At 33.2% G+C, this 24,623-nt stretch carries 21 protein-coding genes and 2 pseudogenes; 8 read left to right on the top strand and 15 right to left on the bottom strand.

Annotation, left to right across the window (positions count from 1 at the left end):
• Positions 1 to 32: 32 nt before the first annotated feature.
• Entirely contained in the window at positions 33 to 1,223 is a 1,191-nt protein-coding gene (locus CSUIS19072_RS06045) for an ABC transporter permease (protein WP_086236908.1), read from the bottom strand.
• On the bottom strand, positions 1,223 to 3,757 hold the full coding sequence (secA, locus tag CSUIS19072_RS06050) for a preprotein translocase subunit SecA (RefSeq protein WP_086236909.1): 2,535 nt from the start codon (positions 3,755 to 3,757) through the stop codon (positions 1,223 to 1,225). The genes CSUIS19072_RS06045 and secA overlap by 1 nt, the downstream gene beginning before the upstream one ends.
• A 118-nt stretch (positions 3,758 to 3,875) precedes the next feature.
• Between secA and lolA the strand changes: the two genes are divergently transcribed.
• The gene (lolA, locus tag CSUIS19072_RS06055; RefSeq protein WP_086236910.1) at positions 3,876 to 4,391 is read left to right on the top strand and encodes a LolA-like outer membrane lipoprotein chaperone; all 516 of its coding nucleotides are present in this window, start codon (positions 3,876 to 3,878) and stop codon (positions 4,389 to 4,391) included.
• Here the strand turns inward: lolA and CSUIS19072_RS06060 are convergent.
• Entirely contained in the window at positions 4,388 to 4,867 is a 480-nt protein-coding gene (locus CSUIS19072_RS06060; RefSeq protein WP_086236911.1) for a hypothetical protein, read from the bottom strand. The genes lolA and CSUIS19072_RS06060 overlap by 4 nt on opposite strands.
• Complete coding sequence (locus CSUIS19072_RS06065) at positions 4,864 to 6,171, bottom strand: ATP-dependent DNA helicase (protein WP_086293607.1); 1,308 nt, start codon at positions 6,169 to 6,171, stop codon at positions 4,864 to 4,866. The genes CSUIS19072_RS06060 and CSUIS19072_RS06065 overlap by 4 nt, the downstream gene beginning before the upstream one ends.
• A gap of 51 nt (positions 6,172 to 6,222) precedes the next feature.
• On the opposite strand from CSUIS19072_RS06065, the gene CSUIS19072_RS06070 reads away from it, so the two are divergent.
• Positions 6,223 to 8,127: a bifunctional C40 family peptidase/M15 family metallopeptidase gene (locus CSUIS19072_RS06070; protein ID WP_086293608.1), complete on the top strand. Its 1,905-nt coding sequence runs from the start codon at positions 6,223 to 6,225 to the stop codon at positions 8,125 to 8,127.
• Here CSUIS19072_RS06070 and gltS read toward each other — a convergent pair.
• From gltS to CSUIS19072_RS06095, 5 genes are all read right to left on the bottom strand, one after another.
• A complete protein-coding gene (gene gltS / locus CSUIS19072_RS06075; RefSeq protein WP_086293609.1) occupies positions 8,120 to 9,322 on the bottom strand; it encodes a sodium/glutamate symporter in 1,203 nt (400 codons plus the stop codon). The genes CSUIS19072_RS06070 and gltS overlap by 8 nt on opposite strands.
• Positions 9,323 to 9,438: 116 nt before the next feature.
• Positions 9,439 to 10,590: a cell division protein FtsZ gene (gene ftsZ, locus CSUIS19072_RS06080; protein WP_086236915.1), complete on the bottom strand. Its 1,152-nt coding sequence runs from the start codon at positions 10,588 to 10,590 to the stop codon at positions 9,439 to 9,441.
• Positions 10,591 to 10,605: 15 nt separating this feature from the next.
• Positions 10,606 to 12,033: a cell division protein FtsA gene (gene ftsA, locus CSUIS19072_RS06085; protein WP_086293610.1), complete on the bottom strand. Its 1,428-nt coding sequence runs from the start codon at positions 12,031 to 12,033 to the stop codon at positions 10,606 to 10,608.
• A gap of 2 nt (positions 12,034 to 12,035) precedes the next feature.
• Positions 12,036 to 13,508 carry a peptidylprolyl isomerase gene (locus tag CSUIS19072_RS06090; RefSeq protein ID WP_086236917.1) on the bottom strand — a complete coding sequence of 491 codons (1,473 nt, stop codon included), beginning with the start codon at positions 13,506 to 13,508 and terminating at the stop codon, positions 12,036 to 12,038.
• 110 nt (positions 13,509 to 13,618) lie between these two features.
• Positions 13,619 to 14,197 (bottom strand): class II aldolase and adducin N-terminal domain-containing protein, encoded by a 579-nt coding sequence (locus tag CSUIS19072_RS06095; RefSeq protein WP_086236954.1) that lies wholly within the window; start codon positions 14,195 to 14,197, stop codon positions 13,619 to 13,621.
• A gap of 111 nt (positions 14,198 to 14,308) precedes the next feature.
• Between CSUIS19072_RS06095 and rsmH the strand changes: the two genes are divergently transcribed.
• From rsmH to CSUIS19072_RS06110, 3 genes are read left to right on the top strand one after another with little or no spacing between them, the layout of a single operon-like run.
• The gene (gene rsmH / locus CSUIS19072_RS06100; RefSeq protein ID WP_086236918.1) at positions 14,309 to 15,232 is read left to right on the top strand and encodes a 16S rRNA (cytosine(1402)-N(4))-methyltransferase RsmH; all 924 of its coding nucleotides are present in this window, start codon (positions 14,309 to 14,311) and stop codon (positions 15,230 to 15,232) included.
• Positions 15,229 to 15,510, top strand: coding sequence for a hypothetical protein (locus tag CSUIS19072_RS06105; RefSeq protein ID WP_086236919.1), 282 nt, complete (start codon positions 15,229 to 15,231; stop codon positions 15,508 to 15,510). Before rsmH ends, CSUIS19072_RS06105 begins: the two co-directional genes overlap by 4 nt.
• Positions 15,510 to 17,462, top strand: a complete 1,953-nt coding sequence (locus CSUIS19072_RS06110; RefSeq protein WP_086236920.1) for an FUSC family protein — start codon at positions 15,510 to 15,512, stop codon at positions 17,460 to 17,462. The genes CSUIS19072_RS06105 and CSUIS19072_RS06110 overlap by 1 nt, the downstream gene beginning before the upstream one ends.
• On the opposite strand, the gene CSUIS19072_RS06115 is transcribed toward CSUIS19072_RS06110, so the two are convergent.
• Positions 17,448 to 17,960 (bottom strand): hypothetical protein, encoded by a 513-nt coding sequence (locus tag CSUIS19072_RS06115; RefSeq protein WP_086236921.1) that lies wholly within the window; start codon positions 17,958 to 17,960, stop codon positions 17,448 to 17,450. The genes CSUIS19072_RS06110 and CSUIS19072_RS06115 overlap by 15 nt on opposite strands.
• 91 nt (positions 17,961 to 18,051) lie before the next feature.
• Between CSUIS19072_RS06115 and CSUIS19072_RS06120 the strand changes: the two genes are divergently transcribed.
• The 3 genes from CSUIS19072_RS06120 (at position 18,052) to CSUIS19072_RS06130 (ending at position 20,384) form a co-directional block, all read left to right on the top strand.
• Entirely contained in the window at positions 18,052 to 18,936 is an 885-nt protein-coding gene (locus tag CSUIS19072_RS06120; protein WP_086293611.1) for a D-amino acid aminotransferase, read from the top strand.
• Positions 18,933 to 19,838 carry a CDF family Co(II)/Ni(II) efflux transporter DmeF gene (gene dmeF / locus CSUIS19072_RS06125; RefSeq protein ID WP_086293612.1) on the top strand — a complete coding sequence of 302 codons (906 nt, stop codon included), beginning with the start codon at positions 18,933 to 18,935 and terminating at the stop codon, positions 19,836 to 19,838. The genes CSUIS19072_RS06120 and dmeF overlap by 4 nt, the downstream gene beginning before the upstream one ends.
• A gap of 93 nt (positions 19,839 to 19,931) precedes the next feature.
• Entirely contained in the window at positions 19,932 to 20,384 is a 453-nt protein-coding gene (locus tag CSUIS19072_RS06130; protein ID WP_086293613.1) for a hypothetical protein, read from the top strand.
• A gap of 67 nt (positions 20,385 to 20,451) precedes the next feature.
• Here the strand turns inward: CSUIS19072_RS06130 and msrB are convergent, their stop codons facing one another.
• From msrB to CSUIS19072_RS06155, 5 genes and pseudogenes are all read right to left on the bottom strand, one after another.
• A complete protein-coding gene (msrB, locus tag CSUIS19072_RS06135; RefSeq protein ID WP_236847929.1) occupies positions 20,452 to 21,420 on the bottom strand; it encodes a peptide-methionine (R)-S-oxide reductase MsrB in 969 nt (322 codons plus the stop codon).
• 147 nt (positions 21,421 to 21,567) lie between these two features.
• Positions 21,568 to 23,674 (bottom strand): annotated as a pseudogene (feoB, locus tag CSUIS19072_RS06140) (ferrous iron transport protein B).
• Positions 23,675 to 23,899, bottom strand: a complete 225-nt coding sequence (locus CSUIS19072_RS06145; protein WP_086293615.1) for a FeoA family protein — start codon at positions 23,897 to 23,899, stop codon at positions 23,675 to 23,677. It abuts the pseudogene before it with no gap.
• 87 nt (positions 23,900 to 23,986) lie between these two features.
• On the bottom strand, positions 23,987 to 24,358 hold the full coding sequence (locus CSUIS19072_RS06150; protein WP_086293616.1) for a hypothetical protein: 372 nt from the start codon (positions 24,356 to 24,358) through the stop codon (positions 23,987 to 23,989).
• A pseudogene (locus CSUIS19072_RS06155) lies at positions 24,358 to 24,623 on the bottom strand (hypothetical protein); the annotation flags it as partial. The pseudogene CSUIS19072_RS06155 and the gene CSUIS19072_RS06150, both read right to left, overlap by 1 nt.

Raw genomic sequence — 24,623 nt, forward strand, 5'->3', positions numbered from 1 at the left:
AAATTCCCCTTATTAAGCCTGTTTGCCTAATCTTACTCATTTCTTAAAGTAGTAAGAATATCGATATTGCTAGCCTTTTTGGCTGGATAGTATGATGAGAGCAAGACAATAATCAAAGCACCAACTAATATCATGGCTAGATCATAAATTGATAGCTCCATAGGGAGTTTTGAGCTACCATAGACATCAGCTGGTAAATTAATTATATCAAAACTTCCTAATAACCAAACTCCAAAAAGCCCCAAAATCAGCCCAAAAACTATCCCACTTCCACCAATTACAACCCCTTGAGCAAAAAAGCTCTTTTTAATCTCCATCTTACTTGCTCCAAGTGCCAAAAGCAAGGCTATCTCTTGGCGACGATTCATAACAGTCATAAGAAGTGAGCTAATAATATTTAAGCTAGCAACCAAAATAATAAGCATTAAAACTATAAAAAGTGCTCTTTTTTCTAGCTCTAAAGCACTGAAAAAATTGCCATTTTGCTCCCACCAACCAATAGCTTTTTGACCTGGTTTTAAGAGTTGATTTAGCTTTATAATATCATCTTTTGGATTGTCTGAATAGATGTGAATTCCATCATATTTTTTATCCTCATAGCCTAAAATTTTAGCCAAAAACTCCACATTTGTGTATGAATACGCCTTATCATAAGCATTAAGCCCTGAGCTAAAATTTGCTACATAATCAAATCTTTTCATAGTAGGCATAGATACTAAGCCACTTGGACTAAGCTGAGTAAAAAGTATAGTAACCTTATCATTTAAAGCAAGAGAGAAATCATCAGCAATCCCCTTGCCTAAAACCACCTCAAAACCCTTTGGAATGGTATCTTTTAAGGCTTCATTTATTACAGAATTTATCTGCTTTTCATCGCTAAAATTTACGCCAAATAGCACTCCGCCCTCTAGTTTGTTGCCATATTTTACAATAGCTTGTGTGGAGATATATGGGCTAAATTTAAGCTCTTTAAACTGCTCTTTAAGCCCAGTTACATCGCTTTCATCAATAGAGCCTTTAATATAGCTAATAATCGTAATTGGATAGTTCATAGTAAATAGCTTACGCTCAAATTCTTTATCAAATCCATTCATTATAGCCATAGCAATGATAAGCACCATCAAGCCAACGCTAACACCCAAAAAGGCTAAAATAGCCGATAGTGCGATGAAGGGCTGAGACTTATCAAAGCGTAAATATTTAAATAGCAAATACCTAACCACTAAGCAAAAACTCCTTTTTTTGGTCCGCTTTTACCACAACACTCTTTATATTTTGCCCCACTACCGCAAGGACAAGGCGAGTTGCGAGATGGCTTTTTATCTCTTTTTGACATATCTTTTGGCTCATCTATATTTGTTAATTCTGTTTTAAATTTAACCACTTGCAAAGCTCTTACACTCTCAGTTTTTAGCCTATTTACAAGCTCCATAAAGAGATTATAGCTCTCTTTTTTATACTCAGTTAGGGGGTCTTTTTGATTATATCCTCTAAGCCCAATTCCCGTTTTTAAAATATCCATTTGGTATAAATGCTCTCTCCAAGCTGCGTCTAAAATTTGTAGATATAAGAGTTTTTCTATACTCCTTCTTTGCTCACTATCTATATTTGACATCTTATTCTCATAATCTTTAGTAAGCTCATCAACTATAAAAGATTTGATTTCATTATAATCAAGCCCCTTTAGCTGGCTAGAATTTATATCTATTAGGCTATTTTCTTTGATTATCAAGCATAGTTTATCCATATCAAAATCCTCGCTAAGCCCACCATCGACAATATCAGCATCATCTAAAAACATAGCGACTAAATCTTGGCGATTAGAGATAATCTTATCTTTTAGATCGCTATTTGGATCTAGTAACTCATCTCTATATTTATATATGGTCTTTCTTTGTTCGTTTGCTACATCATCATACTCTAATACATGTTTTCTACTCTCAAAATGTAGGCTCTCTACCTTTTTTTGAGCATTCTCTACAGCACGAGTAACTAGCCTACTCTCTATACTTTCTCCCTCTTCAATCCCTAATCTTTCCATAATAGCCTTTATCTTATCGCTACCAAATATCCTAAGAAGATTATCTTCTAAGCTTAGATAAAATCTACTAATACCAGGATCCCCCTGACGCCCAGCACGACCTCTTAGCTGGTTATCTATACGGCGACTTTCGTGCCTTTCTGTGCCTATTATATATAGCCCTCCAAGCGATCTGACCTCATCATCAATCCTAATATCCACACCACGACCAGCCATATTAGTTGCGATTGTTACAGCACCTTTAACACCAGCTTGAGCGATGATTTGTGCCTCTTTTTCATGGTTTTTAGCATTTAGCACAGAGTGGGCGATTCTCTCTTTTACAAGCATTTTATGAAACACTTCACTCTTTTCTATGCTTGCAGTTCCTACAAGCACGGGCTGACCGATGGAATTTGCCCTTTTAATCTCTTCGATAACGGCTTTAAATTTCTCATTTTCACTCTTATATATAAGATCATCTTTATCCAATCTTTTAATAGGCAAATTTGTAGGAATGGATATAACATCTAAATTATAAATTTGAGAAAATTCAGACGCTTCAGTCTGTGCTGTTCCTGTCATACCAGCTATTTTGCTATACATTCTAAAATAGTTTTGGAATGTTATATCAGCTAAGGTTTGGCTCTCTTCTTGAATTTTTACACCCTCTTTAGCCTCTAAGGCTTGGTGCAATCCTTCGCTAAATCTCCTACCCTCACTAAGTCTGCCTGTGAATTCATCAACGATCACAACCCCAGAATCACGCACCACATAATGGACATCTTTTTCAAATAAATTGTGAGCTTTTAATGCTTGGTCTAGATGATGGCTTAATATAGCATTGTCTAGATTATATAAATTTTCAACCCCAAATAGCTTTTCAGCCTTAGCAATACCAGCTTCAGTTATCATTATGGTTCTGCTCTTTTCATCTACTATAAAATCCTCTGTAGGCTTATCTTGAGGCGTGGCTGCTGGCTCACCTTTTACCATAGCTCTAGCCACCTCATCAGCCTTGATATAGCCATCAAGAGTGCGATTAGTAGGCCCTGAAATTATAAGAGGAGTCCTAGCCTCATCGATTAAAATACTATCTACCTCATCTACTATTACAAAATTATGCTCCCTTTGAACCTTCATAGATAATTCAAATTTCATATTATCACGCAAGTAATCAAAGCCAAATTCATTATTCGTCCCATAAGTTATATCAGCATCATAAGCGGCCTTACGCTTTACATCATCATACTCACCACCTACTATAATGCCCACGCTAAGACCTAAAAAATTATATATAGCACTCATCTGCGTAGCGTCTCTTTTAGCTAAATAGTCATTTACAGTAACGACATGGACGCCTCTTTTATCCATAGCATTTAGCACCACTGGTAAGGTAGCTACTAAGGTTTTTCCCTCTCCAGTTTTCATCTCTGCTATGCGACCATCATTTAAAACCATACCGCCTATTAATTGCACATCAAAATGCCTCATATTTAGCACTCTTTTTGAGACCTCTCTTACGATGGCAAATACATCATTTAATATACTATCTTTAGTTACTTTTCCATCTATTAATGAATTTTGTAAAGAGAGAAACTCCTGCTTTAGCTCATCATCGCTTAAGGCTTGATATTTTGGCTCTAAAGCATTGATTTTGGCTACTCTTTTGTAATATTTTTTTACCTCTTTATCATTTTTGGTTCCAAATATTTTTCTAGCAATGAGTGAAAGCATTTTATATCCTGTAGTTAAAATAATCTGCCATTTTACCTAAAATCGCTTAAATTTAGGCTTTTATTTGCTAAGTTTTGCTACAATTTGCCATTATAAATCACTAAATTTAAGGCAAAATATGAGAAAAATCATAGTAATTTTTATATTATCTTTAAATCTATTTGGCTATAACGAGCTTGAATTTGATAGCATTGATGCTAAATTTACCCAAACCATAAAAAGCCAAAATCAAACAATAAATTATAGTGGCTTGGTGGTTATAGATAGCAAGTTAGGGGCATTTTGGCAATACCAAACCCCAACTACAAAGCTAATATATTTTAGAGAAAATAGAGTTACTATAATTGAGCCAGAACTAGAACAAGCCATAATCACAAGCCTAAAAAACTCACCAGATATAACCCAAATTCTAAAAAACGCAAAAAAGCTCACAGATGATAAATTTCAAGCCCAATATGATGATATAATCTACAATATCACAATGCAAAATAACTCCCCAAAGCTAATTAGCTATGAAGATAAACTAGGCAATCAAATCACCATTGAATTTACTCAAATAATCAAAAATAAGCCAATTGATAAAGGGCTATTAACTCCTAAAATACCAGCTAATTACGATATAATTAGCAATTAAAAATTCTTATCAAAATTATTATCTTGGATTAGATTTTCAATCTTTGGTAAATTTGGTAAAACAGAGGCTGGCTCACTGCTATTTGGGGTATTTTTATTGATAGATTTTATAGCATCAAGTATCTTTTGGATATTTGTCTCTTCTACAAATTTAAGCTTGATTATATATATCTCTTCAATGGCAATTGAGTGCTTTTTATCTATATATTTTATTAAAGTGGTTTTAAAGCCCTCTTTGCCTTTTGAAGTCATAATATCCTCAGCATAAAAGCTCCCCACAATGATATTTAAAGCATCGTAAATAGGAGCTGTGGGCACATCATCATCTCTAGTTATAATCTCTAAATCCATAGATATTTTCTTAAGATTATTCGCATCATATTTGGAGTATAAATCACTCTCAAACCCCTCCACACTAACAATATCACCAAAACCAAAACTACACAAAATCATCACTAATAAAATAGCCTTTTTCATATATCTTCCCTTATAAATTTCTCTTTTGAATAAAATTCACTCACGCTCTTATCCACATTTACAACGCTTTTTAAATATGAGTAAAAATCCATACTTTTAGTATAAACTATACTCAAATCACTCCAGCTAATCGCCCTTGAGAGTGCTACATATAGCTGACCATTAGCAAAAATATTATTTAAATTACAAACCAAACGCTCGATACTCATTCCTTGAGATTTATGTATGGTAATGGCGTAAGCTAGTTTTAATGGAAATTGAGTAAATTCAGCTCTTAATCTCTCATTTATGCTATCTCCATCTTTTTCATACTCAAATAAAGAGTATGTAAATGGCTCCACTTCAGCGATTTCACCGCTATCTTTTAGCACATTTATGCTAATTATATTGCCATTATCAGCTATATTTACATCTTTGATTATGCCTTGTTCGCCATTATAATACTCACCCCATTTATTAGTCAAAAACATAACCCTAGCATCTTTTTTAATCTGCAAATCACTTAAGACATTTAAGCTATCTACCCACTTATCATAAGCACTAATATGTAAATTCTCATCATATATCTTGCTACTAGCCTTTATAGATATGAGCGGATTTGGAATTTGAGATAGCTTTTTGATATTTAGCATATCAGCTTGAGCGTTATTACCAAATAAAACTATACTATCGCTTGGGATTATATCTGTTATTTTAGATTTTAAGCTTTGATAAATTTCATCATCTACAATGCCAAGCCTAATTCGTGAGAGCATAGAGTAAAATCGCATATCAGAAGTTCTTTTAGATACCACTAATTCAACATTTTTAAATTTAAAATTATACCAAGCAGTAGATTCAAAAGCATAGCAAAAACTCATCAAGCTACTACTATCTTGCTTTTTAACTGGTGGCAGTTGATAAAAGTCCCCCACCACCATCACACGACCATTAAAGCTACCTTGAATAAGCCTATAATATATCATCTCCATCAGATCAGCACTTACCATCGAAATCTCATCAATTATCAAAAGATCAATATTTTTGATAATATCAAATAGCTCTTTTAGCCGTCCTTTTTGCTTATTATCAAGAGCCATTAATTCAGAATAATTCCCACAAAGCCCAAATTTAAAAAAGCTATGAATGCTTACTCCACCAATCCCTACTGCGCTAATTCCAGTGCTACCAAGGGCTATGATATTTTTGCCATTAGATCTATAAATTCGCATAATCTCTTTAGTCGTGTAGCTCTTGCCAACCCCACCACCGCCAGTAAGAAAGATATTACTATTTTCAAGAAGCTCTATAATGTAATTTAACAAAACAATTATCCTATTTTTGCTATAATTATACCTAAAAAATTAAGGATAAAAATGAGAAATTTACTACTATTTTTACTATTTTTCATATTTTTAGGATGTGCTAAACAGAGCTATACGCTAAATGAGCTAAATTTGGCACTTGATCTAAATTTTACTCAAAATGCAAGTATCTTACCAGATACCACTCTAAGCGTTAGCCCAAACAATAACGAGTTAATAGATAAATATTTTAGCGTTTGGGATAATGGCTTTGATATTGATATAAATAGCGCTATGTGGGCGTTTAATACCTACACTTTTGAGAAGCAAAAATATTATGGCGAGAGCCACATTTTACGCGATCAAGCTTGGTTTGATAAGAATAGACAAAACGCAAATTTCGCCGCTTATAAAACGATTTTAAAACCAGCAATTATCCTTAGAGATACCGCCGTTAGAAGCTTTGCGACTAAAGATAGGCTATTTTTAGATAGCAGACCAGGTGAGGGATATCCATTTGATTATTTACAAGATTCAAATTTAGAAGCTTTCCATCCGGTGCTTGTATCGCACTTTAGCCTTGATGGGGCGTGGGCCTTTATCCAAAGCGACTCATTTACTGGCTTTGTCTTAAGTAGCGATATAAAAATTTTAAACAAAAAAGAGGCTGATGAGTTTAGAAAATCCAAATTCGCTATATTTATAAAAGATGGAGTTGCGATAAAAGATAAGGTTGGAGAGTTTAAATTCTACTCAAGAATTGGCGGTTTGGTGCCATATAAAAGAGTTGAAAATGGCAATTTCATCACACCACAAGGATATAAAATAAGCCAAGATATAGCCACTGATAAATTGGAGCTAAACTCCAAAAATGCTAAACTGATATTAAATGAGATGCTAGGAATGAACTATGGCTGGGGCGGGATAGATGGACTTCGTGATTGCTCTGCATTTACAAAAGACTACTTTGCTAGTTTTGGAATTTGGCTACCACGCAACTCCAAACCACAATCCCAAATCGCACAAATCATAGATTTAAAAGGCTTATCTGATGAAGAGAAAAAATCTAAGATAGTTGAATTTGCAGTGCCTTATGCTACGCTTTTATATATGCGTGGGCATATTATGCTATATACTGGCGTTGTAGATGGTAAAATCAGCGTTACTCACGCTTCTTGGGGACTAAAAACCAAAAATAACGCTAGAGCCATCATAGGTCGCACAGCTATAACTGATATTGAGATTGGCAAAGATAGAGATGATATAAAAGCTCTTTTACTCAGCCTTGTAGAATCGATGAATATCCTAGCCCCAAATCCAAAATTAGCCCTACAAAATAGCTATGATATTAAATTTCAAAATAATAATATAATCTTTGCCAATAACTCATCTATGCCATATGATGAGGGTGATATTTTAAATAACCCAAGTATCAAAGATATGTTTGCTTTAAAATATCCCCTTTTAGCCCCTTTAAACTCTAAGCTAATAGATGCTGGAAGGATAAGAAATGAGCGATTTTTTAACGAAATTTATGGTCAGAATAAAGAGGCTGTAGAGAAAAACTTAGTTGAAGTAACTTGGCTAAAAAACAGCCTAAATCAAAAAATTAAATTCAACTCCATCAATGGAGCTGCTAAGGCTTTACAAAAAGTCAGCGATGAGCTTGATATTTTGGTGCAAAATGAGCCAAATTTGATTATATATCTTAAAGATATTGGTGGGACATTTAAATATAGAAATATAGCTCAAACCAACAGGCTATCGGCTCATAGCTGGGGGATTGCTATAGACATAAATGTAGCAAATAGCCACTACTGGCTATGGCACAAAGATGGCTACCAAAACAAAATTCCATATAAAATAGTTGAGATTTTTGAGAAAAATGGATTTATCTGGGGCGGCAGATGGGAGCATTTTGATACAATGCATTTTGAGTATCGCCCTGAATTTGCCGCCTTATATGGGGTTAATTAAAAATAGGCAAACCCACCATCGCTGAGATTACAAAAGCATTTATAATATCTATGAAAAATGCTCCAACTAATGGAATAACGATAAATGCCATATGGCTTGGACCATAATGCTTTGTTACTGTTTGCATATTTACAAGTGCTGTAGGTGTCGCACCAAGACCAAATCCGCAATGGCCAGCTGATAGCACGGCTGCGTCATAATTCTTCCCGCAAAATCTATATGTAACAAATATCACATATAAAACCATAAGCACAATTTGTACCACAAGGATTGTTAGCATAGGAAGTGCAAGAGAGATAAGCTGAGAGATATTAATAGTCATTAAAGCAAATGCTAAAAATAGAGATAGGCTAACATTGCCAATTACAGACATCTCGCGATCAAATACTGTGTGAATTTTAGTAGCTGATAGAATATTTCTAAGAATCGCACCTGTTAATAGACACCATACAAATGTAGGCATAGTTACGAAAGTAACAATCTTTTTAAGCTCAGTTCCAACCAATAAACATATAGCAATCAACGCCAAAGACTCAATAAACGAACTAGATGTTATTAATCTACTTTTTTCAGGCTTTTCAAATAGAGTTGGGTCTATCTTCTCTTTTGAAGTGTGGCCTATTAGATTATTTTTAACAACTAAATATCTAGCTACAGGACCACCGATAATTCCGCCAGCTATCAAACCAAATGTAGCTGCTGCCATCGCTACTTCCATAGCTGGAGCATAACTATAAGGCTCTTTGATAAACTCAGCTGCCCACGCTGCACCAGTGCCATGACCGCCACTCATAGTTATTGAGCCTGTAAGTAAGCCAATAATAGGATTTTCTCCCATTGCCAAAGCCACGCCAACACCGGCTAAATTTTGTAAAATCAATAAGCCAGTAACAATAAATAAAAAACCAAAAAGGACTTTTCCGCCTTTTCTTAATGAGGCAAAATCAGCACTCAAACCAATACTAGCATAAAATGCAAGCATTAATGGATCCTTAAGCGAACCATCAAAATTAAAGCTCAATCCAGCATATCTATTTGCAATAAATATAGCCACAGCTACAATAATTCCACCTACAACTGGCTCAGGAATATTGTAATCTCTTAAAAATTTAATCTTTTTGATGATAAAAGTACCTAGTAATAGCACAAAAACCATCGCACAAAGAGTGGAGTAAAAATTAAGTGTAATTTCCATTTAAGCACCTTAAAAATTAATTTTGTTTATTATTATATTTAGTTTAGTTAAATAAATGAAGTATTTATCAGAATTTTGGTGGTTAAATTTAGCTTAACCACCTATAAAACTACTAATTAATCTAATTGATGGCGATTAATAGTTGGAATATCTAAATCATCGCTATTAATGTTTATATCCAAGCCTGATACCCTACGACGACTAAATATACTCTCTTTTGGCTCTTCAGATTTTGCTGGAGTAACCTCCTTGCTTGGTTGAAGTTTAGATACATTATTATCAGAAAAACCAGTAGCAACTAGTGTTACTAAAACCTTGTCAATTGGCATACTCAAATCGCATTTAGTACCCCAAAATATATCCGCATCAGGATCAGCAGCTGACTCTATAATCTCCATAGCTTCAGTCATATCACTCATCGGACAATCTGGATGTATAGTAAAATGAACTATAGCACCCATCGCTCCCTTAATATCCATATCATCTAAAAGTGGAGATTGCATAGCTGATTTTAAGGCCTCTTGAGCCGCACCATCACCTTGAGCTTCTCCAACACCCATAAGTGATAGCCCCCTATGACTCATAGCAGTCTTAACATCAGCAAAGTCAAGGTTAATATCGCTATCGCCATGGCTAAGAACTATAGAGCTCATACCATTTACCGCACGCGCTAAAATGCTATCAACAAGCTTAAAGCTATCTTTTATACCAGCTTTTCTATCTACAATATTGCTTAATTTTTCATTTGGAACAACTACGACGCTATCACACTCTTTTTTTAACTCATTGATACCCTCAATAGCAAGACGCATTCTCTTACTACCTTCAAATTTAAATGGAGTGGTTACTACGGCTATGGTTAATGCTCCAATCTCTTTAGCAGCTTGAGCCACTACTGGAGCCGCACCAGTACCAGTACCGCCGCCAAATCCAGAGGCTATAAACACAATATCAGAATACTCTAAAGTAGTTTTAATCTCTTCATAACTCTCAATAGCTGCCTCTTTACCAACGCTTGGTTGCATACCAGCACCAAGCCCCCTAGTCTTTTTCTCGCCTAGTTGAATTTTATTTGGAGCAGTTGAGCTATCAAGTGCTTGTGCGTCTGTATTGGCAACTATCAAATCTACAGTTTTCATACCATCTTCATTATTTATACCCTCTCTGATGATATGATTAATCATATTACCACCGCCGCCGCCTACGCCAACAACTTTTATCTTAGCACCATAAATATTTGTCTTCTCTTCTACAGTAAAACCACTCATTACAAGCCCCCTTGACTAAAATAAATTTTTTAAATAATTAACAAATTTAGAAATAGGATTTACCCTATCTAAATCACTATTTGACTTTAAATCACCTTTATCGCTAATATCATCGATCTTCAAATCTAGCTCCACTTTGGTTTTAGGCTCAGATTTAAGCTCATCATATGAATTAGAATTTGCGCTTAAGCCAGACTTCTCCATATTGTCATCAAACTCTTTAATAGATACAAAAGGATTTGGCTTTAAGACTATCTCATCTTTATATCTAAGCTTTCTTTCTGAATCTATCTCATATGGCGTAAAATACCCAGCACCATACAAGCAAAGACCAATTGCACATGAATTTGATGGGTCTTTGAAAACATCAATTGAGCTTTCAAATTCCCTTGGTTTAGCAATTCTAACAGGCATATTATCAAAAATAGCAGTAGCTAACTCCTTAAGCCCTTCAAGCTTTGCCATACCACCAGTTAAGACTATCCCAGCTGAAGCGTAGTCTTTATATCCACTCTTGCTTAACATAGTAGCTAGGATCATTAAAGCCTCTTCAACACGCATATATATAACATTTATTATAACGCTTATATCCACTTCACGACTTGAGTTTTCATCGCCTAAATCTGGCAAGACTATAAGCTCATTACTTTTAGCTTTTAAAGTTCCATATTTTATCTTAACCTCTTCAGCTACAGCTGGAGGGGTATGTAACACGGTAGAAATATCTGTGGTTATATTTAAGCTACCAACTGGTAAGAAATCGTTAAATCTAATTGAATTTCCAGAGTGAATAACCATATCACAACTTGAACCGCCAAGATCTATTAAGACAGTTCCTAATGACTTTTCATCTTCGTTTAGAGTAGAGATAGCCGAAGCATATCCAGATAATACGATATTATCAGCCTTTAAACCAGCCTTTTCTATAGCTTTTCTTAAATTTGTAATGGCTGATTTTTGCACAGCTATAATGTGAGCTTGCACTTCTAATCTAGTGCCATTCATACCTAGTGGATCTTCAATATTATCTTGCTCATCAACTTTAAAGTTATAAGGCAAAGTATGTAAAATCTCATAATCGTGAGGAATTTTAACCTTATATTCAGCTGAGCTAATAGCACGCTCAATTTGCTTGATTGTTACCTCTTTTTCAGGGATATTTATCACATCTTTACAATCTATATTTTTAGCATCTTTACCAGAAATAGATACAATAACCTTATCAAATTTAGTTCCAGCTACCCTTACTACATCGCTTACTACTGATTTTATAGAATTTGATGCTAACTCAATATTTGTAATTGAGCCCTTTTTTAATCCTTGAGATTTGATCGTCCCCATACCAATAATTTTTACTGAATTATTTGACCTTGGGTCGTGCTCTACCATCACAGCACAAATTTGAGTAGAGCCAATATCAATACCTAATATTTTAATTCCCACGACTATTGACCTTTATAATATTGTTCTATCTTATATCTATGTTGAAGCGATGATAGTAAATCCTCTATTAATTGCTCATTTTTGATACTAATCGCACTATTTCTAAGTAGATTTTCGTAATTAGATACATCACTAGCACTAGCTAATTTTTGATCTGTGATTTTATAAACTACAGCTTTATTGCCTAAAATCACATACCCATCTTTACTCTTGCTATCAAAGATTAAATTTATAAATTCAGACACTTCGCTCTCATTTAACTCAGCAATCTCCACCTTGCTATCTCTAGCTATAAAGCCAATATCTCTACCATTGAAATTTTCTAAAGCACCTTTAGCCATATTTTCTAAATTATTTTTAAGTTTATTATCTATATACTCACCTATTATAAACTCTCTAGCCTCTTCATAACTCATAGGCTTTGGAATATCTTTAGACTCTAATTTTGATATTAAATATCCATCTTGATAGTTCATTCTATATTTAACTGGCTTTATATAGTCGCCAATTTGTAGATTTTTCAACTCTTGTGCGTCAAATTCATAATCATCTTCTAAAGCAATTAGATCAAACTCAAACTCCAATTCACCCTTTTTTGCCTTTAGGTATTGGCTTAGAGCTAATTTCCTTGTTTGTCTCATATCATAGTCATCTTTTACACGCTCTTTAGCCACTTCAAAGCTCAAAATTTTATCAAATCCATCTCTATATTGGGCTTTATTTTCATCATAATACTCTTGCAAAGCGGTCAAATTCTCATCGCTTATAATTTTTTGTATAAATTTGCCTTTTAGATTATATTTTGTTTGAGTAAGATATTTATCTTTATTACTTTCCCAGATTGATTTTAGCTCACTTTCATCTACTTTAATATCTGATCTATTTAAATTTATAATCTGCGTAGATACCCTATCTTTCATAAAATAACTAGCCGCTAACATATCAAGATCTTTTGAGTTTGTGTCTATTTTTAAGGCATTAAATAGCTTATCAAGCAGTAGATTGCTAGCTAAATTTTGCTCATAATCCTTTGGTGAAATTCTAGCTTGTTTTAACACGCTTTCATATTTAGCTTTATCAAATTTACCATCGCTCATAAAGCTTGGATCTACCATTAAAGCAAGGATTATCTCCTCTTGAGATACATCTAGTCCTAGCTCATCGGCGTAATTTAACATTACATTATCTTGGATTAATCTTTTTAACACCACCTTATCAAGCCCCATTTGCTCGGCTTGTTCTTGAGTAAATTTACCATTTGAAGCATTTAGATAAAATTCATACATTGTGCTATATTTTTGTTGAAATTGGCTAATTGATATATTTCTATTGCCAACTTTTGCTACGGATTTTGCACGATTGGTATTCATATCATAAGCACCCCAACCTACAAATCCAGCACCCACAAAGGCTATTGTACTAACCCAAATAGTAACAACTAAATATTTTTTATGCTTTTGCATCCAAGTTATCATCAAACTACCCTTTTTATACACCAGACAATTAAACGGTGTTATTTTATCAATAATTGCTTTTAAATTACCTTAAAATAGACCTTAAAATCAAATTTTATCTTTATCTAAAATCAATTTATAAATCCATTTGATAAATTTAGCAATTTACAGCTATTTTCAAGCAAAGCTATGGATTTAGCTAAGTCATGAGCCGTTCGTTCGTATATATATAGCCCATAACCCTTAATAACAACTACATTTGTATGCTTTTCTATCATGTGGCGGCAAATTTCAGATGGTGCACGCTCATACCAATCATCAAAGCGTTTTGGGTCATATATAAATATATTTCCAAATTTCATATAACCAAAATAATCTTTAGGCTCAAAAAATGAGTGATTAATGCTATAAGCGGTTAGAAATGGCGGTATTGCATAGCAGATATACTTAGCTTCAGCTATATTTTTATAAATATTTAAGTGGATATCCGCATCGATACTAGCATCATTCCATCTATAATCTTTCTTAGAGTATAAAATGGTTAGCTCTTCATCGCTAAGACCATCAAAAATCGCATCTTTTCTATTTATTACAAATTGATTATGCTCTATTCTAGCTGATATAGAACCATGAAAAATGCCTAAAAAATTCTTTTTAAACATAGAAGATGAGATCTTCTTAATCTCATTTATTGAATACTCTACATTCATAATTATTCCTGAACTATCCCATAAAATTACCCACATTATACCAAAATATAAGACTCTATTCATCAAATTTATGATAAAATTTTTATTAAAAATTTCAATTAAGGGCTTATTTTGAACTCTATTCATACTCCTGTTTTGCTTAGCGAGGTTGTTGATACTTTTAAAAATATTGGCGATGGTGTGATATTGGATTGTACTTTGGGATATGGTGGGCATTCAAAAGCACTATTAGATTCTATACCAAATATCAAAATAATCGCTTGCGATCAAGATGATATGGCGATCAAATATTGTCAAGATAAATTTAAAGATTATAAAGATAGGATTGAGATTTACAAAAGCAACTTTAGCCAAATTATTAAAAAAATTCCACAAGAGAATATTAAAGGAATTTTAGCTGATATTGGTGTTAGCTCACTTCAACTGGACCTTAATGAGCGTGGTTTTGGGCTTAAAAGCGATGTTTTGGATATGAGAATGGATAGCTCTAATCCAATTAATGCTAAAACTATAGTAAATAACTATACTCAAGATGAGCTACAAAGAGTGTTTTGTGAGTATGGTGAGCTGCCAAATGCCAAAATAATAGCTCAAAAAATTATAAAAGCTAGGGAGAATAAAGAGATAATCTCATGCAAAGAGCTAAGCCAAATAGTTGGAAGCTCAAATTTAAAAAACCGATCTATAAGCGTAGCTACTTTGGTCTTTCAAGCTATAAGAATTGAGGTAAATAAAGAGTTAGATGTGTTAAAAGAGCTATTAAATTCCATTCAAAACTCCAAAATAGATGAGACCAAACTAGCAATTATTAGCTTTCATTCTCTTGAAGATAGGATTATTAAAGATACATTTAAAAAGTGGCAATCAAGCTGTATCTGCCCTATACAAGCTATGCGTTGTGAATGTGGCAATAATCACGCAATTGGCAAAATAATAACCAAAAAGCCTATAACTCCAACTGATAAAGAGATTAGCGATAATCCACGATCTAGCTGTTCTAAAATGAGAATCTTTAAAATTAAGAGGCAAAGATGAGAGATAAAGAGAATTTACTACAAAAAAATATCCAAAGAACAAAAAAAGAGAATAATCTGAATTTTAAAACTATAATCATCGCTTATGCAGCTCTACTCATCATTCTAGCCTTAGCCTTGCCAAAGGTATATTTTAGCAATGAAATTTACTATACAAGCAAGAGTATAGCAGAGCTAAAAAGCAAATTAAATGTGCTAAAAGAAGAAAATAAACTACTAAAAAGAGATTTAGAATATATAAGATATAAAAATCAAATAATTGATAATATGAGCGATTAATGGATAAAATTGCCAAATTTTTTAAATACTATGACCCAGCTTGGTTTGCTCTAAGCTACTCTATCAAAGCCACCATATCTATACTAATATGCGGATTTATAGGATATTATATTGGCGGTTTTTTTGGTATGGTATATGCAGCAAGCTCATCTATGAGTATATTTTTTCTCTCATCGCTTGAAGGCAATATAAAGATAAAGATTAGCTACTTTGTAATATATATTATCCTTGGGATTTGCTCGGTTTTGTTTGTTAATGCTCTTTTTAAATTTCATATTATATTTTGCTTTTTTACGCTAATTTGGATGATATTTGTAGGATTTAGCAATCTTTTTAATCAAAATTTAAATAAAATTCTATCCATCGTTAATGCCACTGGGCTTCTTAGCATTATTGCTTCTAATCAACCAGGTTGGAATCTACAAGACTCTTTAGGTGGCTTTGTAGCAAGTAGCATTATAGCTGCGACCTTTAGGCTTACTCGCTTTGGAACATATGGTAAATTTACTAAACGATCTTGTATGATGATACTTGATGAGCTAGTTCAAATCAGTCAAAATATAAATAACGATAAGGAGTTTTTAAATTTATCCAAACAGTGTAATGAGCATATTAATGATATTAAAAATCTATTTGCCAATAAAAGCTCAACGATAAAAGATGAGCGACTCATCATACACCACTCTAGGGCGATATTTTATCTATATAAATTAGAGGATATATATAATCTACTTATTTCAATGCAAAGATATTTTAAAACGATTAAAAATCCAGATTTACTAAATTTAATAAATAGTGAGATTATAAGAAATTTAATTGAGTTAAAAAATATATTTATAGATAAAAATAGCACCATAAAAGATGACGCATTAAATATAGCAAGGCAGAGCGATCATACTATTTTTACTGCTTCTTTAGAGGTTTTATACTCTAAATTTCATCTAATAAAAGATGGTGGAGAGGATAAAATCACGCTAGAATATAAAAAGCAAAAAAGCATAAAAGAGATAATAAAAGATACAACCTTACACAATCCAACTATCCAATACTCCTTGCGTTTAGCCATCGGCGTTAGTATAGCTATAATTATTGCTAGTTTTATAGATGTTCATAATGGGGTTTGGATAGCTATTGGCGTGATTAGTATGAGTAAGGATAGCTCATATATGACTAAAATCACAGGTATTGCCAATATCAAAGGTGCTATAATAGGAATTGCTCTAACTTCTATTTTAGTAAATTTAATAAGCAATAATAGCATATTTGCCATACTTTGCATAATATCAATTTTCCTAGCCTTTTATCTTAAAAATTTTCCACCTATATATGCAATGGGGGCATTTATGGGGGCGTTTGCCATGGCATACTCGCTTATTTTAGGCAACTCTATGGAGATGGTGTATATAAGAATTATTGATATTTTAATAGGATTTATAGTCTCATTTGGCGTGGCATTTATGCTATTTCGCCATACTAATGAGATTAAACTTAGCAATACATATATCGAGCTGTTGCCTAAATTTAAAAAGCTTAGCAATAGCGTAATTGAAGGTAGATTTACAATAGAACAAAATGAGATATTAAATAGCTTAACTTGGTATCACAACACAATCACGCAAAGCGATAGAAGTAAAGAGCTAAAGAGATATCTAGAAATTTATAGAAATTTATATGATATAAGCTCACTTCTTAGCAATCTAAAAGTCTATACTCAATGGCTTAACCACCCTTCAAAGCCAAACGGAGCCAAAGACGCCTTGATCTCAGATATAAATATCATATCAACTAGATTTGAGATGATAGAAAAAAGAGTAGATAAACTTCCATACTATTTTTATGATAATATGGAAAGCAGAATTCTAAGTCAAGATAAAAAAATAAGATTTTTACTGCTAGAGATAGCAAAAAGACAAGATAGGATAATAGCCTATAGCGACCTACTTATCAGATGATATGGTATGAACTAATCTATCTAAGACATATTTTTCTAAATCTTTGCGTGAAATCTCATGCTTTATAGCCTCATTATAAATTATCTCAATTTTTTGGGAGTATTTCTCATATGGAAAATATGGGAAATGCACCTTCCACGCAGCACGGATCAGCTCAAGGCTAATTAATCTTCTAGTCCAAACCCTAAAATAGTCAAATCCGATAAACACGCACGCAGTTAAAATCACAGTAATAATAACCGAAACATGCAAATCTGCTTCAAATTTGCTAAATAATATGTGAAGTATCCAGACAAAAAGCGTTAAAACAATAAGGCAAAGCAAGGCATAAATAGCGTAAAATCTACGATTACGATAGCGAAAATTCAGCTTAGATGGATCGATTAGCATTCCTTCATTATATAAGCAATTTGCCTCTAAAAGATCACGAAAAAGCACCGGTTGCTTAGATACTACAAATAAATTTTTAAATATAAATTGTTTAATTTTCTCTACCATTGTCATACTTTTTGATAATTTAAATGGGCTATTATATCTAAAAATTAGTCAAAAGCTGATAAAATAACTTAAATTTAAAAAAGGAGTCAAAATGGCAGCAATGATCTCCATGCAAAAAGTCTTTTTAAATGGCAAATTTATCGATAAAGATAGTGCTAAAATAAGCATATTTGATCGTGGATTTATCTTTGGCGATGGGATTTATGAGGTAGTACCAGTGGTAAATTCAACCATGGTAGAAAGGGATGGATTTTGGGATAGATTTCAAAGGAGTTTGAGCGAAATTAGCCTAAATTTACCATACTCTAAGGGCGAATTTGAAGCAATCTTAAACAAACTAATAGAGATAAACTCACTTAAAGAAGGTGGATTATATATACAAATTACCCGTGGGATTGCCCCAAGAGATTTTATCTTTGTAAAAGGGATTGAACCAACTATAATGGCTTTTGCCTTTGCTGATAGCGTCCTTGAAAATCCAAAATCCAAAAGCGGTATTAGCATAATCTCCACTGAAGATATAAGATGGAAAAGACGCGATATAAAGTCCATCTCTTTACTAGGTCAATGCTACGCTAAAAATCAAGCTGCGATAGCTGGGGCTGATGAGTGCTTTATGGTAGAAAATGGCTATGTAACTGAAGCTGGAAGTAGTAGTGCTTTTATCATAAAAGATCACACTTTGATAACCAAACCCCTATCTAATGAGATTTTACCAGGAATTAGGCGTAATAAACTCTTAAGCTTAGCCACACAAATTGGTCTAAAAGTCCAAGAGCGTAAATTTAGCATGAGTGAAGTATATAACGCAGATGAGTGCTTCATAAGTGCTACGACAATAATACTCTTGCCAGTTATAAAAGCAGATGGCAAAGCCATAAATGGCGGTAAAATCGGACAATACTCGCTTAAGCTTAGAGAGCTTTATAAAAATAGTTTAATAACTGAAGCTAATAAAATTAAGGAGATAAAATGATAAATCACACACAAATGCGATACGCCTACGACCATGGCTTTCACTCTTCAAATGATATTGCTAAGAAAAATACACTATATGCGATAATATTCACAATAATTATGATGGTAGCTGAGATTATAGGCGGGATATATTTTGGCTCAATGGCACTTTTGGCTGATGGTTGGCATATGAGTTCTCACGCTTTAGCACTGGGACTAGCATATTTTGCCTACATTATATCAAATAGATATAAAAGCGATGGTAGATTTAATTTTGGCACATATAAGATAGAAATTCTAGCTAGTTATACTAGTGCGTTATCTCTTTTGGTGGTTGCGTTTTTGATGATTTATCACTCTATTTTAAAATTTATAAACCCGCAAACTATAGCATATAAAGAGGCAATTTTCATCGCTATTATAGGGCTTGTGGTGAATTTAATCTGTGCTTGGCTATTAAGGTCTAGCCACGATCATCATAATCACGATCACCACCACGATGATCTAAATTTAAAGGCTGCTTATATGCATGTCATAGCTGATGCGCTTACTTCTATTTTAGCTATAATAGCTTTAAGTTTTGGGCTTTTATTTGGGGCTGATTTTCTTGATCCGCTTATGGGGATAGTGGGAGCTATTTTAATTTTAGTGTGGGCTATGGGACTGCTAAGGCAATCAGGTAAAATACTGCTTGATGCAAATATGAATGAGCCAATAGTTAGTGAAGTTATCGATATTTTACGCCTATTTAGAAGTGATCTAATCATCAAGGATCTACATCTTATAAAAGTAGCAAAGGATAAATACGCTTGTATAATCTCTTTAAGCTCAGATGAGCCATTAGATATAGAATCTATCAAAAAAGAGTTATCAAAGCACAAAGAGCTAGTTCATATATTAGTAGAGATATATCCAAAATAGCTTGAAATTTAGCCAATATGGCTTTCAAAATGACTATAGAGTGATGAAAATAAATAGGTTATTGTAAAATATCATCATATTAAAGGATAGAAGATGGAAATAGTAGGAATAATAGCTCTTGTTTGTGTATATTTAATATGTAAGTTTTGCGAAAATTTAACCCTTAGAGTATGGGGTTTCATCGCTACTATTTTAAGCTTTATTTTTATACTTAGTGGTGGATTTGAGGGATTATTATTAATTAGCATTGTAATGCCCATCATTGTTTTGCTTATATGGATTATAACTTTGGCTATTTTGCGATATGGCTTTAAGAAAAGCATCTCGCCAAGCCTAGTGTTTAGCACTTTTAGCTTTGTGGTTTGGTATGCTCTTAATCTAATTTTAAATATTTTTGTACTTATTATTTGCTGTGTTATATATCTTATTAATCTTAAAAAGAGCAGAGATTTTACCCCTTATTTGCTACACTATGCACCAGCTACTGGAGCTACTTTATATATATTCACACTAATTGGGAAAATATCGCGCGTATTAGAGAGTTAAATATTTTATAGCTAATTTAATAAATTTAAAATAAAATGGGAGTTCTGTATCTCCCATAAAATTTTAATTATTTAACATAAATTTTATATTCAGAGTAGCCTCTTTTATCCATCTCATCATAAGGGATAAATTCCAAAGAAGCGCCATTTATACAATATCTCAATCCACCTTTATCGCTTGGACCATCATCAAAAACATGCCCCAAATGGCTTCCGCTTAGCCTAGAAGTAACCTCTATTCTATCCATACCATGGCTTAGATCACGATTATAGCCAGTCGCATCAGTCGTTATAGGCTTAGTAAAGCTAGGCCATCCGCACCCAGCATCATACTTATCACTAGAGCTAAAAAGCGGTTTTTTGCTCACTATATCCACATATATCCCACGCTCATCAAATTTATCATATTTACTACTATATGGGCGTTCGGTGGCCTTTTCTTGCGTTACCCTATACTCTAAATCACTTAGAGTATTTTTAAGCTCATCTTTGCTAGGGAGCTTAAATTTGCTCTCATCATATAGAGGTTTATTGGCTAAATTTAAATCTATATGGCAATATCCATTTGGGTTTTTTTCTAAATATTTTTGGTGATACTCTTCTGCTTCTACATAGTTTTTCAAAGGCTCTATTTCGACTGCTATCTTTTTATCAAATTTAGCTTGTTTAGCCCTTATAAATTCAGTTACAATAGGCTTTAAACTCTCATCGCTATAGTAAATTCCGGTGCGATACTGCCTTCCTATATCATTACCTTGCTTATTGATAGAAAATGGATCTATAATGCGAAAATAGTGCTCTAAAATCTCATTTAAATCCACTACATTTGGATCAAATCGCACTCTTACAACCTCAGCGTGATCAGTTTTGCTTATCTCATAATAGCTAGTTTCCTGGCTTTTTCCATTTGCATAACCAACTTGAGTGTATTTAACGCCTTTGATACGATCAAAATACCCTTGAGTACCCCAAAAGCACCCACCACCTAAATATATCTCTTTTAAATTTGACATATCACCACCTTTTGGATTAGCCATTAGCGCAGTAATGGCAAGAATTATTGTAGTTATGTATTTTATCATTATACAACCTTAAAATTTAAATTTGGACAATTTTAGCAAAAGCAAAAAAATAAAATCTAAATATTTTATTAAAGAGTTAAAATCAAAAATATCACAAAGCCATCAAAATAGCTTTGCAATATTTAACCCAATAAATGAGATAATATAAGCAACAAATGTTGTAAATATAAATAGATAAAAGATATACTTATACCCGCCAGCTTCCTTGCCAAAGACAATCGTAGCAGCCAAACATGGATTATAAAGCATAATAAATAGAATAAACGCTACTGCCACTTCTAATGGTATTAACTCTTGTATCTTTTGGGTTAATCCTTGAGTTGTTTCATCGACTTGACTACCTAATGAGTATAAAACGCCCATTGTAGATATAGCAACCTCTTTAGCTGCTAAACCACTAACTATACAAACGCTCAATCTCCAATCAAATCCCAAAGGAGCAAAAATCGGCTCAATAAATTTCCCCGCCTTACCTAGATAACTATTTTCTATTAAGATATTTTCTAATTCGTAAGATAATCTATCTTTTTCATCATCATTTGCAGCTAGCTCTATCTTTTGCTTATAGCTATCTTTAACCTGACTTTGGAATGGAAAGCTACTTGCAAACCATATAAGTATAGCTGCTGCTAAAATGAAAGTCCCGGCCTTTTTAATATACATTTTAGCCTTATTATAGACCATAAACCATATAATATTCCAATTTGGCATTATATATTTTGGCATCTCCATGACAAATGGCTCATCTGGACCTTTAAATGCGGTTAAACGCAATATTTTCGCTGCGATAAGACCTAAAATAGCCCCAAAAATATAAATTCCAAATAGCCAATTACCAGCTTGACTTTCAGGAGCAAAAGCACCTATAAATAGCACATACACTGGCAATCTAGCACCGCAACTCATAAAATTTATGATAAAAAGCGTAAGAAGGCGATCTTTTTCATTTTTTAAAGTCCTAGTAGCCATAAACGCTGGAACAGAACAGCCAAAGCCAGTTACTAAAGGGATAAAGCTCTTGCCATGCAGACCAAATTTATGAAAAAAATCCATCTAGCAAAAATGACACCCTAGCCATATATCCAGTAGTCTCTAAAAGTGCAATGCCAAAAAATAGAATAATTATATTAGGCAAAAATAACAACACAGCACCAACGCCACCGATAATCCCATCAGCTAATAAAGATGATATAAGCTCATTGCTTACACTCTGTTTTATCATATCACCCAACGCCACATACCCAGCCTCTATATAGTCCATAGGCACAGCTCCAAGGGTAAAAGTCAGCTGAAATATCAACCACATAAAAAACAAAAATATAGGAATTCCAATGTATTTATTGATCAAGATTTTATCAAGCATTTTGGTATAATTAAGCTCTTTAACACTATGAAACGCCACACTCTTAGCAATCACACCGCTTACAAAATCACTGCACTCTTGCATAAATATCTCATTTATGGATTTGGTTTTGTAGTGAATATATAAGTTGTTGTGAGAATTTTCAATAACCTTTGAAAGCTCTATCCAAATTGGCTTATCGTGCAAAATTTTATAAATTTTATTATCTTGCTTTAACAAAGCAATAGCAACATTTCTATAATTTAACTCATCTATATTAATATCATTTTTAGCTTTTAAAAAGTCGCAAATAGCCCATATCTCATCTTCAATCACATCGCTAAAAATCCTCTTATTTGGAGTATATGGCAAGTTGTGAATATCTATTATACGATCCATTAATTCATTTAAATTTGATTTTAAACTAGCAGATACTGATATGCAAGGGATACCAAGGAGATTTTGAAGCACCTTTGTATCGATATTTATCCCCTCTTTAGATGCTTCATCGCTCATATTTAGAGCTAAAATCATCTTCTTATTTCTCTCCATAATCTGAGTTGTAAGAATTAAATTTCGCTCTAAATTAGCAGAATCTGCAACATTTACAATAATATCATAATCATCTCTATCTATAAATTCTTTAGTAATTCTCTCTTCTAGCGAATAATCATTTATCGAGTATGTCCCAGGAAGATCGATAATTTTAATCTCATAATTTTTATAATTAAATTTTGCCTCTGATTTTTCCACCGTAACACCAGGGAAATTTCCAACTTTTAAATGCGACCCGCTTAGTGAATTTATAAGTAGAGTTTTGCCTACATTTGGCTGACCAACAAGTGCAATTTTAATAATCTTTCTCATCTAAATTCTCTCTACTTCAATGCTTTTTGCCTCATCATATCTTAGCATTAAAAAGTTTCTATTACACTCTATTAAAATAGTAGAGCTACCAAGTGAGCTCTCTACCTTTTTTATAGTTTTAAATTTTGATAGCCCCAGACTAAAAAATCTCTCAAGCAACTTCTCAGTTACATTGAAATTTAGAATTTTAGCCATCTGACCATTTTCTAATAGATCCAAAGTCATATAACTCTCCAATAATGAAATCTATTATCAATTATAATTAAATAAAATTTAAATTATTATTAAAATTGATTATTATTTTATAAATAATTATAATAATATGAAAAATAATATATCAAAATCTAATATCCCATCACCTGGGTCGCCATTATACCAGTGATATGGACTTTGCCCCATAAAATACTGATTAAGCCCTAAATCAAGCCAGTTATCTCTTGAGTATGGTGCTACTGACCCAGACTTTATATCATAAACTCTTGTGTAATATACATTAGCTCTTAAGGTTGGATGATAAAAAATACCACTTCTATTTTTAAGCCTACCTTTTCTAATTAGTTGCTTATGTAAAAGCTCCACCATCTTATTTAATGCTTTATTTCTAGCTAGGAGCAAATCCTTTTTTTGCTCTACATATGGCTTTCCAGCTGGTTTCCAACCGCTTAAAAATGTATTTGGGTTCATTAGCTATTTGGCGTGATTTTATCGATTGTAGTTATCATTCTTTCTGATAGGTCTTGTGGGACTGCTACCCCACCACTAGCATAGCCAAATACCGCATTTGTGATTATCTCAGCTTCTTTTGTGCGTAGTTGGTCATCATAACTAGCTATTTCTCTTATTACTGCGGCGTTTTTTTGCTTTTCGGTAGAAGTTTGAGCTTTTACAAGCTCCGTTCTTGCTTTGTTAAACTCAATTTCAGCATTTGAGAGTAGCTTTTGGCTATTGG

Origin of the sequence: Campylobacter sp. RM19072 (assembly GCF_024723485.1) — a bacterium.
Taxonomy (GTDB): domain Bacteria; phylum Campylobacterota; class Campylobacteria; order Campylobacterales; family Campylobacteraceae; genus Campylobacter; species Campylobacter porcelli.

What these genes read in the sequence shown, in the direction of transcription:
- CSUIS19072_RS06070 (WP_086293608.1), top strand. Translation starts at nt 6,223, where the DNA reads ATGAGAAATTTACTACTATTTTTACTATTTTTCATATTTTTAGGATGT.
- CSUIS19072_RS06150 (WP_086293616.1), bottom strand. Translation starts at nt 24,358, where the DNA reads ATGAACCCAAATACATTTTTAAGCGGTTGGAAACCAGCTGGAAAGCCA.
- CSUIS19072_RS06060 (WP_086236911.1), bottom strand. Translation starts at nt 4,867, where the DNA reads ATGAAAAAGGCTATTTTATTAGTGATGATTTTGTGTAGTTTTGGTTTT.
- msrB (WP_236847929.1), bottom strand. Translation starts at nt 21,420, where the DNA reads ATGGCTAATCCAAAAGGTGGTGATATGTCAAATTTAAAAGAGATATAT.
- dmeF (WP_086293612.1), top strand. Translation starts at nt 18,933, where the DNA reads ATGATAAATCACACACAAATGCGATACGCCTACGACCATGGCTTTCAC.
- CSUIS19072_RS06145 (WP_086293615.1), bottom strand. Translation starts at nt 23,899, where the DNA reads ATGACTTTGGATCTATTAGAAAATGGTCAGATGGCTAAAATTCTAAAT.
- gltS (WP_086293609.1), bottom strand. Translation starts at nt 9,322, where the DNA reads ATGGAAATTACACTTAATTTTTACTCCACTCTTTGTGCGATGGTTTTT.
- CSUIS19072_RS06095 (WP_086236954.1), bottom strand. Translation starts at nt 14,197, where the DNA reads ATGAATGTAGAGTATTCAATAAATGAGATTAAGAAGATCTCATCTTCT.
- CSUIS19072_RS06105 (WP_086236919.1), top strand. Translation starts at nt 15,229, where the DNA reads ATGAGAGATAAAGAGAATTTACTACAAAAAAATATCCAAAGAACAAAA.
- lolA (WP_086236910.1), top strand. Translation starts at nt 3,876, where the DNA reads ATGAGAAAAATCATAGTAATTTTTATATTATCTTTAAATCTATTTGGC.
- ftsZ (WP_086236915.1), bottom strand. Translation starts at nt 10,590, where the DNA reads ATGAGTGGTTTTACTGTAGAAGAGAAGACAAATATTTATGGTGCTAAG.
- CSUIS19072_RS06090 (WP_086236917.1), bottom strand. Translation starts at nt 13,508, where the DNA reads ATGATAACTTGGATGCAAAAGCATAAAAAATATTTAGTTGTTACTATT.
- CSUIS19072_RS06130 (WP_086293613.1), top strand. Translation starts at nt 19,932, where the DNA reads ATGGAAATAGTAGGAATAATAGCTCTTGTTTGTGTATATTTAATATGT.
- secA (WP_086236909.1), bottom strand. Translation starts at nt 3,757, where the DNA reads ATGCTTTCACTCATTGCTAGAAAAATATTTGGAACCAAAAATGATAAA.
- CSUIS19072_RS06115 (WP_086236921.1), bottom strand. Translation starts at nt 17,960, where the DNA reads ATGGTAGAGAAAATTAAACAATTTATATTTAAAAATTTATTTGTAGTA.
- CSUIS19072_RS06120 (WP_086293611.1), top strand. Translation starts at nt 18,052, where the DNA reads ATGGCAGCAATGATCTCCATGCAAAAAGTCTTTTTAAATGGCAAATTT.
- CSUIS19072_RS06110 (WP_086236920.1), top strand. Translation starts at nt 15,510, where the DNA reads ATGGATAAAATTGCCAAATTTTTTAAATACTATGACCCAGCTTGGTTT.